The sequence below is a fragment of the Actinosynnema pretiosum genome (genome assembly GCF_024171695.1).
Taxonomy (GTDB): Bacteria; Actinomycetota; Actinomycetes; order Mycobacteriales; family Pseudonocardiaceae; genus Actinosynnema; species Actinosynnema pretiosum.
This window is the reverse complement of record NZ_JAMTCF010000021.1, coordinates 138550-153448: the sequence shown is the minus strand read 5'-3', so window position 1 is coordinate 153448 and position 14899 is coordinate 138550. Positions and strand designations below refer to the sequence as shown.

Below are 14899 nucleotides of genomic sequence, written 5' to 3'. Positions count from 1 at the left end.
CCACTCCGGGGTTGGGATGATCGGGGGGCGTCAGCCCAGTTGCGGCACCCGCGACTGGTACTTGCGCAGCAGGCCCGCGTTCGCCGCGTCGCCGCCCTCCACGTTCGCGCTGCGCCAGAGGGGGAGGTCCACGCCCTCCTCGGCGGCCTTGTCCAGCAGCCGCACCATGACCAGGTTCCAGAGGAAGGTGGTCGCGATCGTGGACACCGCCGCCGTCACCGGCTCGTCCGGCGGGTAGCCGGAGTCACCCGGCGGGACCAGGTTGTCCAGCACGATCGTGGCGTTGTCGGCGAGGGTCGAGCCCGCCCGCCTCGGCGCGGCGGCGCTCGCGGCGCGGGAGGTCACGGCAACGACTGGGCAGCCCGCGTCGGCGGCGTGCGCGGCCAGCTCCACCGGGTACGGGTTCACGCCCGAGGTGGAGAACACGAACAGCACGTCGTGCCTGGCCAGGCCCGCCTCGCGGAGCACCTGGCCTGCGAGGCCCGAGCGGCGCTCGGCGGCGGTGCTGCTGATCGCGCCGTGCATCGGGAGGAGTTCGGGGTGGTACAGCGGGCGCACGCACGCCAGGCCGCCCGCCCGGTAGAAGGTCTCGGCGACCGCCGCCAGCGAGTGGCCCGCGCCCGCCGCGAGCACCACGCCGTCGCCCCGCACCGAGGCGAGGACGAGCTCGGCGACGTCGTCCAGCGCGGCGGCGTTCTGCTCCTCCACCCTGGACAGCAGGTCGCGGACCGCGTCGCCGTACGCGGAACCGGTTCGCTTCGCACCCATCTGGTGACCTCCGGTGATCGGCAGCAAGGTGGGGCAGTCCTACCAGGAGGGTGGCGCGGGCCACCAGCCCTTGACCACGACCAGGCTGGTTGTTCGGATGAACTCCGTGGATGTGGCACAGCGGCACGAGGTGATCCTGGGCAGCCTGCGGCACGGCGGGCGGGTGGGCGTCGCGGAGATCGCGGAGCTGGTGGGGTGCTCGGAGATGACCGTGCGGCGGGACCTGGACGTGCTGGAGCGGGAGGGGCTGCTGCGGCGGGTGCGCGGGGCGGCGGTCGGGATGCTCACCGGGCAGGCGACGCCGTACTCGGCGCGGGTGCGGCAGCGGGTCGAGGCCAAGCGGCGGATCGGCGCGGCGGTCGCCGGGATGCTGGACGAGGGGGAGACGGCGGTGCTGGACGCCGGGACGACGACGTTGGAGGTCGCCCGGTGCTTGGTGGACCGGAGGGTGACGGTGCTGGCGCTGTCGCTGCACGCGGTTGATCTGTTGCGGGGGTCCGCGGAGGTGCGGTTGCTGCTGCCTGGTGGGGAGGTCCGGGCGGGGGAGCAGGCGTTCACGGGGCCGTTGACGGAGCACGCGTTCCGGGTGATGCGGTTCGACACGGTGGTGTTGAGCAGTTGTGGGTTGAGCGCGCGGGACGGGGTGTCGGCGCACGACTTGGGGGAGAGCGCGGTGAAGTTGGCCGCGGTGGGGGCTGCGGGGCGGGTGGTGGCGGCGGTGGACAGCTCGAAGTTCGGGCGGACCGCGTTCGGGCGGGTTTGTGGGGTGGAGGAGATCGATGTGCTGGTGACGGATGTGGACGCGCCTGGGGATGAGGTCGCGCGGATCCGGGACGCGGGGGTGGAGGTCGTGCTGGTGTGAGGGGGGTGTGGGGGGAGGGGTGGGGGAAGAGCAAGGGCGAAGAGCAAGAGCGAAGAGCTGAAGAGCTCGCCTCGCCGGCGGGGCAGGCCTCCAAAAACGAGGGGGAAGGGCTCTGCCGGCCGGTGGCCGTTCCGCTGGTGGTCCGGTTTACAGACAACTACTGCGGTGGGTGGGGTCCCTCGTCTCCGTTTGGCCTCCTTTCAGGCAAGCACAGGCGTCAAGACGCCGTTTGACTTGGGCGGTCTGCCGGGTAGTGCGGCGGCGTCTTGACACCTGTGCTCGGGCTTCGCCAGGCCAAACGGAGACGAGGGACGCGGTGGGGGGGCTCTGTGCGCACGCTGCGCGTGCGCACATCGCCGCGTGGTGGTGTGGCTACCAGGGTAGGGGGCCCTCGTCGTCGCTGAAGGTGCCGGACGGGCCGTTGTTGGGCAGGGTTGCCAAGTGGATGGCGGTCGTCGCGCCCTGCTCGGGGGTGCGGGGAGCTTGGAAGCCGGTGAAGTCGGTGGCCACCAGGCCTGGGCAGGCCGCGTTCACGAGGATGTTGGTGTTCGCCAGTTGGCGGGCGTACTGGACGGTCACGGCGTTCAGGTAGGACTTCGTGGGGGCGTAGACGGCCATGATCGGGCCGCTTGGGGTGGTTGGGTCGGACTGCCTGGTCAGGGAGGCGACGCTGCTGGAGAGGTTCACGATCCTGGGGGTTGGGGACTTGTGCAGCAGGGGGAGGAGGGCGTTGGTCACGCGGATGACGCCGAAGACGTTCGTCTCCACCACCCTGCGGGCCTCGGACAGGTCGAGGGTGGTCGGGTCCTGGGACCAGTCGGGGGCGTAGGCGCCGGAGATGCCCGCGTTGTTGATCAGGATGTCCAGGCCGTGGCCCGCTGCTTCCAGCAGGTGCGCCGCCGTGGTGACGCTGTCGTCGTCGGTGACGTCCAGGGGGACGCCGAACGCGTCCACCCCCTCCGCGCGCAGCTTGGCCACGGCCTCCTCGCGGCGGGCGTCGTCGCGGGCGCCCACTCCCACGCGGTGGCCCAGTGCGCCAAGGCCTGCCGCGATCGCGTAGCCGATGCCCTTGTTCGCGCCGGTTACCAGCGCGGTCTTCTGCTCGTTCACGGTGTTGATGCTCGGGCTCGAGGTGGGGTGGGCGCCAAGACCCGTTGGGCCGGTGGTGATACTCGGCGGGTATCAGCGTGGGTAGCGTGGTGGGGTGGAGTTGGAGACGCGGGAGTTGCGGTACTTCGTCGCGGTGGCCGAGGAGTTGCACTTCGGGCGGGCTGCGGAGCGGTTGGGGATGGCGCAGCCGCCGTTGTCCAGGGCGATCCAGCGGTTGGAGCGGCGGCTCGGGGTGGTGCTGCTGGAGCGGGACCGGCGGTCGGTCGCGTTGACCGGGGCGGGTGAGGTGCTGCTGCGGGAGGGGCGGGTCGTGCTGGACGCCGCGGAGGGCGCCGTCAACCGGGTTCGGCGGGCCGGGGGGCGGATCGTGCTGGCGGTCAAGGCGGGGGCCGACCACGAGTTGTTGAGCAGGCTGCTGCCGGCGTACCGGGAGGAGGCTGGGGCGGCCGAGGTCGAGGTGCTGCTGTGCGGGATCGGGGAGCAGGCCGGGTTGTTGCGGCAGGGGCGGGCGGACGCCGCGCTGGTGCACCGGCCGTTCGACGACGTGGCGGGGTTCGACACCGAGGAGCTGCTGGTCGAGGAGCAGGTGGCGGTGCTGCCCGCGCGGCACCCGCTGGCCCGGCGGGCCTCGTTGACCATGGCGGAGATCGCGGACGTGCCTGACCTGCCGCTCGCGCGGTGGCCCCGGCTCGAAGGGGGGTACCCGCCGGGGCCGGGTCCTGAGGTGCGGGACCAGGCGCAGGTGTCCCAGCTCATCGCGCTCGGGCTGGCGCTGCTGGTCATCCCGGCGTCCAGCCGGGCCTGGCAGTGGGCCGAGCACGCGGGGGTGCCGGTGGTGGACGCGCCGCCGGTGACCACGATCATCGCGTGGCAGCCGCACAGCCGGTCCCAGGCCCTCGCCGGGCTGGTCCGCGCGGCCGTGCGGGTGGGGGAGGAGACCGGGTTCGGGGTTCGGGAGCGCCCCGCAGTCGTTGCGGGATCGATCAAGTAGCGGGGGGCGAGTCGACGTCGTCGCCGTTGGCCACGTCCTCGCACGGCACCATCAGGGCGTTGTGCTCGACCAGGTAGTCGCGCGCGCCCACGTCGGCGCGCGCCGACTCCGACACCGGGACCCAGTGGTCCCGGCCGATCAGCACCGGATGGCCGGGCACCCCGGCGTAGCAGGCTCTCGCCAGCACCGCCGGGGACGCCAGCACGAGCAGCCGGGCGACCGCGTCCGCCGTGACACCGGGGGTGTCGACCGGCAGCACCGCGACCGCGTCCCGGTCACCCGCTGCGGCGAGGCCCACGCGCAGGGACGATCCCACGCCCGTGGACCAGTCCGCGTTGTCCACCACCACCGCGTCTCCCAGCGACGCGGTGGCTCGCACCCGTGCGGATGAGGCGCCCAGCACCACGACCACCCGGTCGCAACCCGCCGCCCGGAGCACCCCGCAGGCCGTCTCGACCCACAGCGCGCCACCCTGCGACACCAGCGCCTTCGGGCGGCCGTACCGCCGCCCGGCGCCTGCGGCCAGGAGCAGGCCCGTCACCCCCACGGGGTCACACCAGGGCGCTGTGCCCCTTCAGCTCGGTTCTGCTCGCCACGGACAGCTTCCGGTACACCCTCGTCAAGTGCTGCTCTACCGTGCTCACGGTGATGTGCAGCCGCATGGCGATGGCCCGGTTGCTGTGTCCACACGCGGCGAGGGTCGCAACCCGACGCTCCGAGTAGGTCAACTCCGTCATATTGAGGCAGACGTGCCACGACCCGGTAACGGTTCAACGACAAGTCGAAAATCATGAAATCGACAGGTTGGCCAGCAGCAGGGCGGTGACCGCCTCGGGGGCCTCCTCGGGCGCCCAGTGCGACACGTCCTCCAGCATCCGGAAGGTGTAAGGGCCGGTCACCCAGTCGCCCGTGGCCAGCGCGGCCGTGGAGCCGAAGGCCACGTCCTCGGTCGTCCACACGTACAACGTGGGCACCGTCACCTTCCCGATCCGGCCGTCGGGGCGCCCGGCCCGGTACCAGTTGAGCGCCGCCGTGAGCGCCCCCGGCTCCTTCAGCCGCGACACGTACTCGTCCACCCGGCCCGGCGGCACCCGCCAGTCGAAGATCCGCCGCAGCGCCTCCGCGTCGTTCGCGAGGAGCTGCTTCTCCGCGCCCGACGCGCGCAGCTGCGCCATGTACCCGGACCGCTGGTGCTGCTCCTCGTCGGTGCGCATCGCCTCGCCGAGCGCGGCCGGGTGCGGGGTGGACACGACGGTCAGCGAGCGCAGCCGCTCGGGGTGGTCGGCAGCCGCCCACCAGGCCACCGCGCCGCCCCAGTCGTGCCCGACCAGGTCGAACGCGGGCCAGCCCAGCTCGTCGGCCACCGCGAGCACGTCGCCCACCAGCGACTCCATCCCGTACGCGGCCGCCTGCTCCGGTCGGGCGCCGGGGGAGTAGCCGCGCTGGTCGAACGCGACCGCCCGGTAGCCCTCGCGGCCCAGCACCGCGACCTGGTGCTCCCAGCACAGGGCCGCCTGCGGGAAGCCGTGCAGCAGCAGCACCGGGCGGCCGTCCTCCGGTCCGGCGGCGATCGCGTCGAACACGCCCTGCTCCGTGCGCACGCTCATCTGCTCGATCACTGGTGCTCCAGGTCCCATCCGTTGGTCTTCCGCCTCCATCCTGGCCTGGGATGGCGGGTGCCCGCGATCACGGCGGTGATCGCCGGTGGCGAACACCGGTGGCGGGTGTCGGGGTGGGCGTCGCGGGACCGGCGCGTCTCGGCAGGGACCCGGTCGCCGCACTCGTCATCACGCTCCGACACAACGGGGAGTTCTCCCCGGTTCGGGGCCGATCAGGCCACCGGGTGGGCTGTCTGGACCTGCGACAACTCGTCCTGGTGCGCTAGCCGTCAGCTCCGCTGGGCCGAACGGTGCACGTGCTCCCTCAACCGGGTGCTCTTGCCTCTGCGAGCTCGAATCCCGTGGTCAGCTTGGCCCGATCAGGTATCAGCGCCCCGGCTCGACGCTCCTATGAGTAGCCGGTGGCATCCGGTCGGGGTGGACGCGAGCGTGAGGAGGTCGCCGGATGGGGCACCACGCAGTCGTGCGAGCTGACTTCGAGATCGAGGGGATCGAGACGGTCGGCCGCGACGGCGCCGTGGCGGGGGAGGGGCGGATCAGGCTGGTCGAGAGCGGGCCCGAGCCCGACGTGCTGACGACCGCCTGGCTCGCCGAGGCCGAACTGGGGGAGCTGGTCGACCACGCGCTGGCGGGCAGGCCGCGCGCGATCGACCAGCTGCTGACGCGGGTGCAGCCGCTCGTGCTGCGCTACTGCCGGGCCAGGGTGGGGATGCGCGAGCGCACCCTCGTCTCGGCCGAGGACATCGCGCAGGAGGTGTGCCTGGCCGTCGTTGCGGCGCTGGGGCGCTACCGCTACGAGCCGACGTCGTTCCTGGCGTTCGTCTACGGCATCGCCGCGCACAAGGTCGCCGACGCGCGCAGGCGGGCCGTGCGCAGCCGCGCCGAGGTCGTGCCCGAGCTGCCGGACACCCCGGCGCTGGAGGACGGGCCGGAGCAGCGCGCGGTCAACGGGGAGCTGATCGGCCAGATCACCCGGATGCTCGGCAAGCTGCCCACCAGGCAGCGGGAGATCCTGGTGCTGCGGGTCGCGGTCGGCCTCACCGCCGAGGAGACCGCCGCCGCCGTCGGCTCCACGCCCGGCGCGGTCCGCGTGGCCCAGCACCGGGCGCTGACCAGGATGCGGGAAATGGCCGCCGCGGTCGACCGGGTGGACCGCTCCGCTTCCTAGGGCCGGCATCGTGTGCGCATGAGCGACGAGGCGCCGTCCTTCGACGTGCTGCTGTCCGGGACGGTGTTCCTGGACATCATCTTCACCGGCCTGCCCCGCCCGCCCGCGCCGGGCACCGAGGTGTGGGCGGACGGGCTGGGCTCCTGTCCCGGAGGCATCGCCAACCTGGCCGTGGCCCTGCGCAGGCTGGAGCTGCGCACCGGGCTGTCGGCGGCGTTCGGCGAGGACGTCTACGCCGACTTCTGCTGGGAGGTGCTGGCCGAGCAGGAGAAGGTGGACCTGGGGCACTGCCGCCGGTTCTACGGCTGGCACACCCCGGTCACCGTCTCCATGGCGATGGACCACGACCGGAGCATGGTCACCCACGGCCACCAGCCGCCCGTCACCGCCGACGAGCTGCTCGACCCGCCGCCGTCGACCCGCGCGTGCTTCGTGCACCTGCAGGCCGAGGACGAGGCGTGGGTGCGCAAGGCCAAGGAGGGCGGGGCGCTGCTGTTCGCCGACATCGGCTGGGACCGCACCGAGGCGTGGGCGCCCGACCTGCTGACCAGGCTCGACGGGTACGACGCGTTCCTGCCGAACTCGGTCGAGGCGATGAGCTACACCCGCTCGTCCACGCCGGAGCTGGCCGCCGAGCGGCTGGCCGAGCTGGTGCCGGTGGTCGTGGTGACCAGGGGCGGCGGGGGAGCGGTCGCGGTCGACTCGGCCACCGGGGAGCGGGCGGACGTGCCGGGGCTGAGCGTGGCGGCGCTGGACCCGACCGGGGCCGGGGACGTGTTCGGGGCCGGGTTCGTGCTGGGCACGCTGGAGGGCTGGCCGCTCGCGCAGCGGGTGCGGTTCGCGAACCTGTGCGCGGCGCTGTCCACGCAGCACTTCGGCGGGTCGCTGTCGGCGCCGGGGTGGGCGGACATCGCGATGTGGTGGCGGACGGTGCGGCGGCGGGCGCGCGACGAGCGGGAGCTGAGCGAGTACGGGTTCCTGGAGGACGTGCTGCCGCAGCACGGCGGGGACGAGGTGCGGCGGGCCAGCGCGACGATCCGGCTGGCGCCCAAGTAGGCCCGAGTGAGCACAAGTGGGCCGGAGTGGGCACAAGTAAGCCCGAGTGCCCGAGCAGGCGGGCAGGCGGGCAGGCCCGAGTAGTCGGGCGGGGCTGGCCTGGCGGGGCGGTCGGGCAGGAGCGGCCGGGCGGAGCGGTCGGGCAGGGGACAGCCGGGCGGGGGCGGTCGGGTGGCGCGGTGAGCATTGCGCGGCCGTCCTCGCCGTCCTGAGCGCGGCCGTCCCCCACCGTCCCGCGCGTGGCCGTCCCCGACGCCCCCCGCGCCCATTAAGTGAAGATCCTTCGTTTCCGGCCCCGGTGTCCGACTGCCCGCGCTGTCGCCTGCCTCACCACTGCCCTGCCTGCCTGGTGTTTCACCTCGTTCACAACCGGGCAGGAGTAACTTGCGGGGCAGGTCGCGCACGGCCAACCCGGAATTTTCTCGCCTGTCCAGGCAACCGGGTTCGGGTCCCGCGCGACTTATCTGTGGAGGGGCGTCGTTTCCCCGCGGGTCTGGAAGGGGTTGCTGGTTCAGTGTTCGCCGCACGTGCGACAGGTCTGCTCAAGATGGTGGGGTTGTGCCTCACGGCGGGGGTTCTCGTCGCCGCCGTGCTCTTCCCCGTCGTCGGTGGTCTGGGGTTGGCCTCCAACCGCGCCGCCGACACCGTCGACCAGACCTCTGGCGAGCTGACCAAGGCCGAGCTGCCTCTGGTCACCACCATCCAGGACAAGGATGGGCAGCCCATCGCCTACCTGTACGACCAGTACCGCATCCCGGTGGCGTTCGAGGACATCGCCGACACGATGAAGGCCGCGATCATCGCGATCGAGGACCGCAGGTTCTTCGAGCACCAGGGCGTCGACTGGCAGGGCATCATGCGCGCCGCCGCCAAGGCGGGCGTCGAGGGTGAGACCTCCCAGGGCGCGTCCACGCTCACCCAGCAGTACGTGAAGAACTACCTCGCGTTCGTGGTGGGCAAGGGCTCCGATGAGGCGTACGAGAAGGCGACGGCTGCCACGATGGCGCGCAAGCTGAGCGAAGCGCGCATCGCCATGCAGCTCGAGCAGAAGATGACGAAGGAGGAGATCCTCACCGCATACCTGAACGTCGTGCCGTTCGGCAACGGCACCTACGGCGTCGGCGCCGCGGCGCAGACGTACTTCAACACCACGGCCGACAAGCTGACCGTCCCGCAGGCCGCCCTGCTGGCGGGCCTGGTCAACCGGCCGAGCGCGCTGAACCCGGAGGCCGGCGCGGACGCCGCCATGGAGCGGCGCAACACGGTCATCGACTACATGCGCAACAACGGCGCGTTCGGCGAGGACACCGCGCGGGCCGACCAGCTGACCGAGGAGTACAAGGCCGCGCCCATCGGCGTGGTCGAGGACCTCAAGCTGCTGCCCATGGGGTGCGTCGGCGCGGGCGACGGGCCGATCTACGGCTCGTTCTGCCGGTACCTGATCGACTACCTGCTGGAGCACGGCCTGACCGAGGACGACCTGCGCAGGGGCGGCCTCACCATCAAGTCGACGATGGACGCGAAGGCCACGCAGGCCGTCAAGGAGGCCGCCGAGGGCCAGGTCTCCAAGACCACCCCCGGTGTCGCCAACGCGATGGCCGTGGTGGAGCCGGGCAAGGACAAGCACCGCGTCCGCGCGCTGGCCGCCAACCGCGACTTCGGCAACAACGCCGACGCCGGGCAGAGCGCGTACTCGCTGCCCGCCGAGGTGACGAGGTTCGGCGCGGGCTCGATCTACAAGGTGTTCACCGCCGCCGCGGCGATGGAGCAGGGCAAGACCGGCATCGACCGGCAGGTCCCGGTTCCGAACACCTACACGTCGCGGGTCTACCGGGACGGCAACAAGGGCTACACGGTCAAGAACTACTCCGACGGCGCCGACACCAGCATGACCCTCACCAAGGCGCTGGCCACCTCGCCCAACACCGGGTTCATCATCCTGGAGGAGCAGGCGGGGCTGAACAACGTCGTGGACATGGCCTACCGGCTGGGTCTGCGTGAGGGGATGCAGGGCGTCACCTTGGCGGGTGACCCGCTCAAGGAGGACAAGTCCAACGGTCCGTCGCAGGGTGACGCCGTGAAGCAGGGCAACATGGGGTCGTTCACCCTCGGCGCAGGGCCGACGAGCGTGCTGGAGCTGGCGAACGTGTCGGCGACGATCGTGAGCGAGGGCACCTGGTGCCCGCCGACCCCGATCGAGCAGGTCCTCGACCGCAACGGCAACCCGGTCCAGCTCCAGGAGGCGGCCTGCGAGCAGGCCGTGGCCCCGGAGCTGGCGGCGGCGCTGGCGCAGGGCATGAGCCACGACACCACCGCGGGCGGCACCGCGGCGGGCGCGGCGTCCAGGGCGGGCTGGAACCGGCCGACCATCGGCAAGACCGGCACCACCGAGAACTACTGGTCGGTGGGCTTCATGGGCGCCACGATGCAGTACGCGGGCGCCGTCCTGACCTTCACCGACGGCGCGTCGCCGCAGGTCCTCTGCGGCAACCCGGTCCGGCTGTGCGGTCAGGGGCGGACCGGTCTCACCGGTGGTGAGGTCGCGGCCCCGACGTGGTTCAACGCGATGAACAAGATCCACGAGGGGCTGCCCGCCGTTCCGCTGCCCCCGGCGACCAAGTTCCGGTAGCGCCCACCGCCCGCCGGGGTCTCCCGGTGGACGTGGGGTGATCGGCTGGTCGCCCGTGGTGACCGTGGTCCCCGTCCCGCTCCTGCGGGACGGGGACCACTGCTTTTCCGGTGCGCGGAACGGGGTGGCGGGTGGGTGGTTCCGCTGTTCGGCGCAACCACGCTTCGTCACGTGTTCGGGGGTAAACACCGGTTTCGGGGGTTGTTCCCGGTCGCGGGGGTTCGGGGCGTACCGGCTGGTCAAGGCGGCGATTCCGGTTCACGGCGACTCGGTGGCCGGTCCGGGTGATCGGCGGTGGTGATCTCTGAACCGGTTCGGGTGACACCGGGTTGACCTGCGTTGATAACGGCGACTTATCGGCCCCGACCCGTCTTTGAACACGGAGCGTAATTGGCGGTGGGGTATCTCACTAAATCTCCGCAGTTCGCCACGAATGGGTTGCCCACTTTCGTGACGTCGGGTTACGTTCTCCGCCGCATGTCACGGTTCGGTCTCTAGCAGGCAACGGAGGTGCTCCCCGAAGGCACCTCCACCCGGTCCCCCGGCCGGGTGTCCTGGACCGAGCCCCCCGAAATGCCTGGAGGAACGTTGGCCCGCCACACGCACGCCCCCGGACGCACCGCTTTCACGGCTCCGCCGAAGAAGGCGTCGGCGCCCGGTCGTCGCGGCTCGCACCGCGCGGAGGACGAGAGGTCCCCGCTGCGTGGCAGGGTCACCGCCGCAGCCGTGGTGGCGGGCGCCATCGCGACCGGCTCGGGCTTCTTCAACGCGGTCGGCACCAGCGCCATCCCGCTCGCGGCGGGCGGTGACCTGGCGGGCGCGCTGCTCGTGCCCGGTGAGGAGGCTCCCGCGCAGGCGTCGGGCGCGGTGCTGACCGTGCACGACGTGAACCCCGGCCTGGAGTCCGCGAAGCTCGTGCGCGGCGAGGGCATGGTGGCGCTCCAGCAGATCGACCGCGTGGTGCAGCGGGCGAGCGCGGACTACGCGGTGAAGCAGGACGAGCTGCGCAAGCAGCAGGAGGCCGAGGCGGCCGAGAAGGCGCGCAAGGAGGCCGAGGAGGCCGCGAAGCGCCCGAAGGTCGTGAAGCCCGCGCAGGGTTCGTTCACGTCCGGCTTCGGCGCCAGGTGGGGCACGACGCACTACGGCATCGACATCGCGAACTCGATCGGCACCCCGATCGTGTCAGCGATGGACGGCACGGTGATCGAGGCGGGCTCGGCGTCCGGGTTCGGCCTGTGGGTGCGCGTGCAGCACGACGACGGCACGGTGACGGTGTACGGCCACGTGGACACGATCGTGGCTTACGCGGGCACCAGGGTGTCGGCGGGGCAGCAGATCGCGACGATGGGCAACCGGGGCCAGTCGACGGGGCCGCACCTGCACTTCGAGGTGTGGGTCAACGGCGGGCAGAAGATCGACCCGGTGGGCTGGCTGGCGCAGCGCGGGATCGCGCTTTGAGTTGGGGGGCTGTCTCCTGGCGGGCCTGCGCACCTCTTGGATGCCCCTGATCGGGGACGCTAAACACGTCGGGTGGGGGAGTTGTCCACCGAGGGCCTGTGCGCGGGTTGCGGCTGGATGAGCGGACCACCCCCGCGTATACGGGGAGGACCTGCCCGCCGAGGGCTGGTCGCGCACTGAGATCGGACCACCCTCGCCTGTGCGGGGAAGACGCCGGTACGGCGGTCGCGGGGACGGACGTCACCGGACCACCCCCGCGTATGCGGGGAAGACGTCGTCCACTGCGACCCCGACACCAAGGACGGGGGACCACCCCCGCGTGTGCGGGGAAGACGCTTGTTGAACAGCGACTTTATCCGTCCAAGGAGCCCTTTTTATTCGGTTCGGCGGAGTCTCAGGTCCGGCGCTTGGTCCTGCACGCTTAAAGCCGCCCCCGTACCCCCATTCGGCATACCGACCAGTCGGTACCCTGCGGTACGGTGCGTTCACCTGGAGCTCTGGGAGGCCACCGTGGGTCGTTGGGGTATCACGCTGCCGTTGACCGGTGTCCCGCTCCTCGACCACCAAGCCCTGGTCTCCGAGCTCACCGCCCTCGGCTACACCGACATCTGGTCCGCCGAGACCTCCGGCGCCGACGCGTTCACCCCGCTCGCCCTCGCCGCCCAGTGGTCGCCCGACGCCCGCCTCGGCACCGCCATCGCCCCCGTCTACACCCGAGGCCCGGCTCTGCTCGCCATGTCGGCCGCCACGCTCGCCGAGGTCTCCCTCGGCCGGTTCGTGCTCGGGATCGGGTCGTCCTCGCCCGCCATCGTCTCCCGGTGGAACGGGCAGCAGTTCACCGAGCCCTTCGCCCGCACCCGCGACACCCTGCGGTTCCTCCGCTCCGCGCTCGCGGGGGAGAAGGTCACCCGCGACTACCCGACCTTCAGCGTCAGCGGCTTCCGGCTCGAGAAAGCGCCCGCGCACCACGTGCCGATCATGCTCGCGGCGCTGCGGCCGGGGATGCTGCGCCTCGCCGCGCGAGAGGCCGACGGGGCCATCACCAACTGGCTCGCCGCCACCGACGTCCCGCGCGTCCGCGAAGCGCTCGGCCCCGACAAGGAGCTCGCCGCCCGCGTCTTCGTCTGCCCCACCGAGGACGCCGACGCCGCCCGCGCCCTCGGCCGCTCCCTCATCTGCGCCTACCTCACCGTCCCCGCCTACGCCGCCTTCCACGACTGGCTCGGGCGCGGCGCGGCGCTCGCGCCCATGCGCGAGGCCTGGGCGGCGGGCAGGCGCAAGGAGGCCAACGCGCTCGTGCCCGACGAGGTGGTCGACGCGCTCGTCGTGCACGGCAGCCCCGAGCAGTGCCGCGACAAGATCCGGCAGTACGCCGACAACGGCGTCGACACCCCGGTCATCGGGCTCCTGCCCACGGGCGAGGACCAGCTCGACCTCGTGCGGCGGCTGGCCCCCGGCGTCGGCTGACCGTCAGCCCCGCTCCCGCAGCACCGCCAGCGCCTTGTCGGCGTGCGCGTTCATCGCGAACTCCGACTTGATCACCTCCAGCACCGTCAGGTCCGTCCCGATCACGAACGTGTGCCGCTTCACCGGCAGCGGGCCGAAGCGCCGCTTCACGCCGAACGCCTCGGCCACCGCGCCGTCCGCGTCGGACAGCAGCGGGTAGTCGAAGCTGTTGATGTCCGCGAACTGCTTCTGCCGCGCCACCGAGTCCGTGCTGATCCCCACCCGCTGCGCGCCCGCCTCCCGGAACTCGGCGGCCAGGTCGCGGAAGTGGCAGCTCTCCGCCGTGCACCCGCTCGTCATCGCCGACGGGTAGAAGAACAGCACCACCGGGCCGCCTTCCAGCAGCGCGGACAGGGTGCGCGGTTCGCCGTCCTGGTCGGGCAGCGTGAAGTCGGTGACCACGTCGCCTGGCTTCATCGGGGGTCCTCCTCGAAGGGGGTGGGGTGGCTCACCATGATCGTCCCAGGGCCGCGCGGCGGCGGGTCGTCGGGAGGTTCTCGATACCCTCGGGTGAAGCCTGGAGGTGTGGATGACCAGCATGTCCGACGTGGCGAAGGCCGCCGGGGTCTCCGCGGCCACGGTGTCGCGCGCGCTGCGCGGCGAGCCGGGGGTGTCGGAGGCCACGCGCGAGCACGTCGCCGAGGTGGCCAAGCGGATGCGCTACGCGATCGCCCGCGACGCCTCCAGCCTCGCGGGCGGGCGCCGCTACGCGGTCGCGGTGCTCACCGCCGACGTCGGGCGCGGCGACCTGCTCGCGGGCGCGGAGGCCGCCCTGCGCGAGGCCGGGTACGACGTGCTGCTGTACGTGCTCAACGACGCCGCCGCGCGCGCCCGCTTCTTCGAGCAGGTGCCCACCGGCCGCCGGGTCGACGGGGTCCTCGCGCTGGCCATAAGGCCCACCGAGGCCGAGCGGGCCGCGCTGGACGGCGCGGGCGTGCCGGTCGTCCTGGTCGAGGACGGCGACCTCGGCGAGGCGGTCGCGCTGGCGGCCAGGCACCTCATCGGCCACGGCCACCGCGAGGTGGCGCTGGTGCTCGCCGAGGACGTGGACGAGTCGCTGGACGAGGTGCTCGCCGCCGAGGGGCTGGTGGTGCGTCCCGAGTGGACCGTGTGGTCCTCGCCCACGGTCGCGGGCGGCGAGCAGGTGGTCGACGCGCTGCTCGACGGCGGCACCCTGCCCACGGCGGTGATCAGCTCCAGCGGCGAGGTGGCGCTCGGGGTGTTCCTGCGGTTGCGCCGCGACGGGCGCGAGGTTCCCTCGGACGTGTCGGTGGTCAGCCTGGAGGGCGCGGAACTGGCGCGGGCGGTGGGCATCACCGCCGTCGAGGGCGCGTGGCGCGAGCGCGGCGAGCACGCCACGGCCGCGCTGCTGACCGCCCTGCGCGGGCACGACGTCCACCCGCACGCGGAAGCCATCGCGCCGCCCTCGGCGCAGCTCGTGGTGCGGGGGTCGAGCGGGCCTGCGCTGCGCAGCAGCGCAAACCCCCCAACCGCCGCACCCTAGCTCCCAGCTGCGCCCCAGTGCTTGTGGTCTTTTCCCCGGTTCCGCACTGCCCCCCACCACCGCCCCCCACCCCCCGAAACCCGCACTGCGCCTGCGGGTTCGACCACCCCGGCCCAGGGCATTCCCCCACCGTGGCCGACTCCGCGAACCAGCCGACCAGCACCACCCCCCAGCTCCAAGGCGAGCCCCCGCACGGGAAAACCACCCCGCCCGACCCCGGTCCGCAGG

14 protein-coding genes are annotated in these 14899 nt (G+C 72.4%); 8 read left to right on the top strand and 6 right to left on the bottom strand.

Annotated features, from left to right (window positions below):
- Window positions 1–30: 30 nt before the first annotated feature.
- On the bottom strand, window positions 31–768 hold the full coding sequence (locus LV78_RS33775) for an SIS domain-containing protein (RefSeq protein WP_253850044.1): 738 nt from the start codon (window positions 766–768) through the stop codon (window positions 31–33).
- A 13-nt stretch (window positions 769–781) separates the two neighbouring features.
- On the opposite strand from LV78_RS33775, the gene LV78_RS33770 reads away from it, so the two are divergent.
- Window positions 782–1630, top strand: coding sequence for a DeoR/GlpR family DNA-binding transcription regulator (locus LV78_RS33770; protein WP_308208787.1), 849 nt, complete (start codon window positions 782–784; stop codon window positions 1628–1630).
- Between the two features lie 372 nt (window positions 1631–2002).
- Here the strand turns inward: LV78_RS33770 and LV78_RS33765 are convergent, their stop codons facing one another.
- On the bottom strand, window positions 2003–2740 hold the full coding sequence (locus LV78_RS33765) for an SDR family oxidoreductase (RefSeq protein WP_253850043.1): 738 nt from the start codon (window positions 2738–2740) through the stop codon (window positions 2003–2005).
- A gap of 94 nt (window positions 2741–2834) precedes the next feature.
- Between LV78_RS33765 and LV78_RS33760 the strand changes: the two genes are divergently transcribed.
- Window positions 2835–3731, top strand: a complete 897-nt coding sequence (locus tag LV78_RS33760) for a LysR family transcriptional regulator (RefSeq protein WP_253850042.1) — start codon at window positions 2835–2837, stop codon at window positions 3729–3731.
- Here the strand turns inward: LV78_RS33760 and LV78_RS33755 are convergent.
- From LV78_RS33755 to LV78_RS33745, 3 genes are read right to left on the bottom strand one after another with little or no spacing between them, the layout of a single operon-like run.
- Window positions 3724–4278, bottom strand: coding sequence for a nucleotidyltransferase family protein (locus tag LV78_RS33755; protein ID WP_253850041.1), 555 nt, complete (start codon window positions 4276–4278; stop codon window positions 3724–3726). The two genes, LV78_RS33760 and LV78_RS33755, sit on opposite strands and share 8 nt — an antisense overlap.
- A 4-nt stretch (window positions 4279–4282) precedes the next feature.
- Window positions 4283–4468: a helix-turn-helix domain-containing protein gene (locus LV78_RS33750; protein ID WP_041837014.1), complete on the bottom strand. Its 186-nt coding sequence runs from the start codon at window positions 4466–4468 to the stop codon at window positions 4283–4285.
- A gap of 51 nt (window positions 4469–4519) precedes the next feature.
- On the bottom strand, window positions 4520–5338 hold the full coding sequence (locus LV78_RS33745) for an alpha/beta fold hydrolase (RefSeq protein ID WP_301307830.1): 819 nt from the start codon (window positions 5336–5338) through the stop codon (window positions 4520–4522).
- 457 nt (window positions 5339–5795) lie between these two features.
- Here LV78_RS33745 and shbA point away from each other — a divergent pair, with 457 nt between their 5' ends.
- The 5 genes from shbA to LV78_RS33720 all read left to right on the top strand — a co-directional run bounded on the left by shbA (window position 5796) and on the right by LV78_RS33720 (window position 13128).
- Window positions 5796–6518 carry an RNA polymerase sigma factor ShbA gene (gene shbA / locus LV78_RS33740; protein ID WP_253850039.1) on the top strand — a complete coding sequence of 241 codons (723 nt, stop codon included), beginning with the start codon at window positions 5796–5798 and terminating at the stop codon, window positions 6516–6518.
- Between the two features lie 18 nt (window positions 6519–6536).
- On the top strand, window positions 6537–7574 hold the full coding sequence (locus LV78_RS33735) for a carbohydrate kinase family protein (protein ID WP_253850038.1): 1038 nt from the start codon (window positions 6537–6539) through the stop codon (window positions 7572–7574).
- A 514-nt stretch (window positions 7575–8088) separates the two neighbouring features.
- A complete protein-coding gene (locus LV78_RS33730; RefSeq protein ID WP_253850037.1) occupies window positions 8089–10203 on the top strand; it encodes a transglycosylase domain-containing protein in 2115 nt (704 codons plus the stop codon).
- 588 nt (window positions 10204–10791) lie between these two features.
- A complete protein-coding gene (locus LV78_RS33725; RefSeq protein ID WP_253850036.1) occupies window positions 10792–11661 on the top strand; it encodes a M23 family metallopeptidase in 870 nt (289 codons plus the stop codon).
- 537 nt (window positions 11662–12198) lie between these two features.
- Complete coding sequence (locus LV78_RS33720; protein ID WP_253850035.1) at window positions 12199–13128, top strand: LLM class F420-dependent oxidoreductase; 930 nt, start codon at window positions 12199–12201, stop codon at window positions 13126–13128.
- Window positions 13129–13131: 3 nt separating this feature from the next.
- Here LV78_RS33720 and LV78_RS33715 read toward each other — a convergent pair whose 3' ends face one another.
- Window positions 13132–13584 (bottom strand): peroxiredoxin, encoded by a 453-nt coding sequence (locus LV78_RS33715; protein ID WP_253850034.1) that lies wholly within the window; start codon window positions 13582–13584, stop codon window positions 13132–13134.
- 112 nt (window positions 13585–13696) lie between these two features.
- Between LV78_RS33715 and LV78_RS33710 the strand changes: the two genes are divergently transcribed.
- Entirely contained in the window at window positions 13697–14671 is a 975-nt protein-coding gene (locus LV78_RS33710; protein WP_253850033.1) for a LacI family DNA-binding transcriptional regulator, read from the top strand.
- Window positions 14672–14899: the final 228 nt, after the last annotated feature.

What these genes read in the sequence shown, in the direction of transcription:
- LV78_RS33775 (WP_253850044.1), bottom strand. Translation starts at nt 768, where the DNA reads ATGGGTGCGAAGCGAACCGGTTCCGCGTACGGCGACGCGGTCCGCGAC.
- LV78_RS33750 (WP_041837014.1), bottom strand. Translation starts at nt 4,468, where the DNA reads ATGACGGAGTTGACCTACTCGGAGCGTCGGGTTGCGACCCTCGCCGCG.
- LV78_RS33745 (WP_301307830.1), bottom strand. Translation starts at nt 5,338, where the DNA reads ATGAGCGTGCGCACGGAGCAGGGCGTGTTCGACGCGATCGCCGCCGGA.
- shbA (WP_253850039.1), top strand. Translation starts at nt 5,796, where the DNA reads ATGGGGCACCACGCAGTCGTGCGAGCTGACTTCGAGATCGAGGGGATC.
- LV78_RS33735 (WP_253850038.1), top strand. Translation starts at nt 6,537, where the DNA reads ATGAGCGACGAGGCGCCGTCCTTCGACGTGCTGCTGTCCGGGACGGTG.
- LV78_RS33715 (WP_253850034.1), bottom strand. Translation starts at nt 13,584, where the DNA reads ATGAAGCCAGGCGACGTGGTCACCGACTTCACGCTGCCCGACCAGGAC.
- LV78_RS33710 (WP_253850033.1), top strand. Translation starts at nt 13,697, where the DNA reads ATGACCAGCATGTCCGACGTGGCGAAGGCCGCCGGGGTCTCCGCGGCC.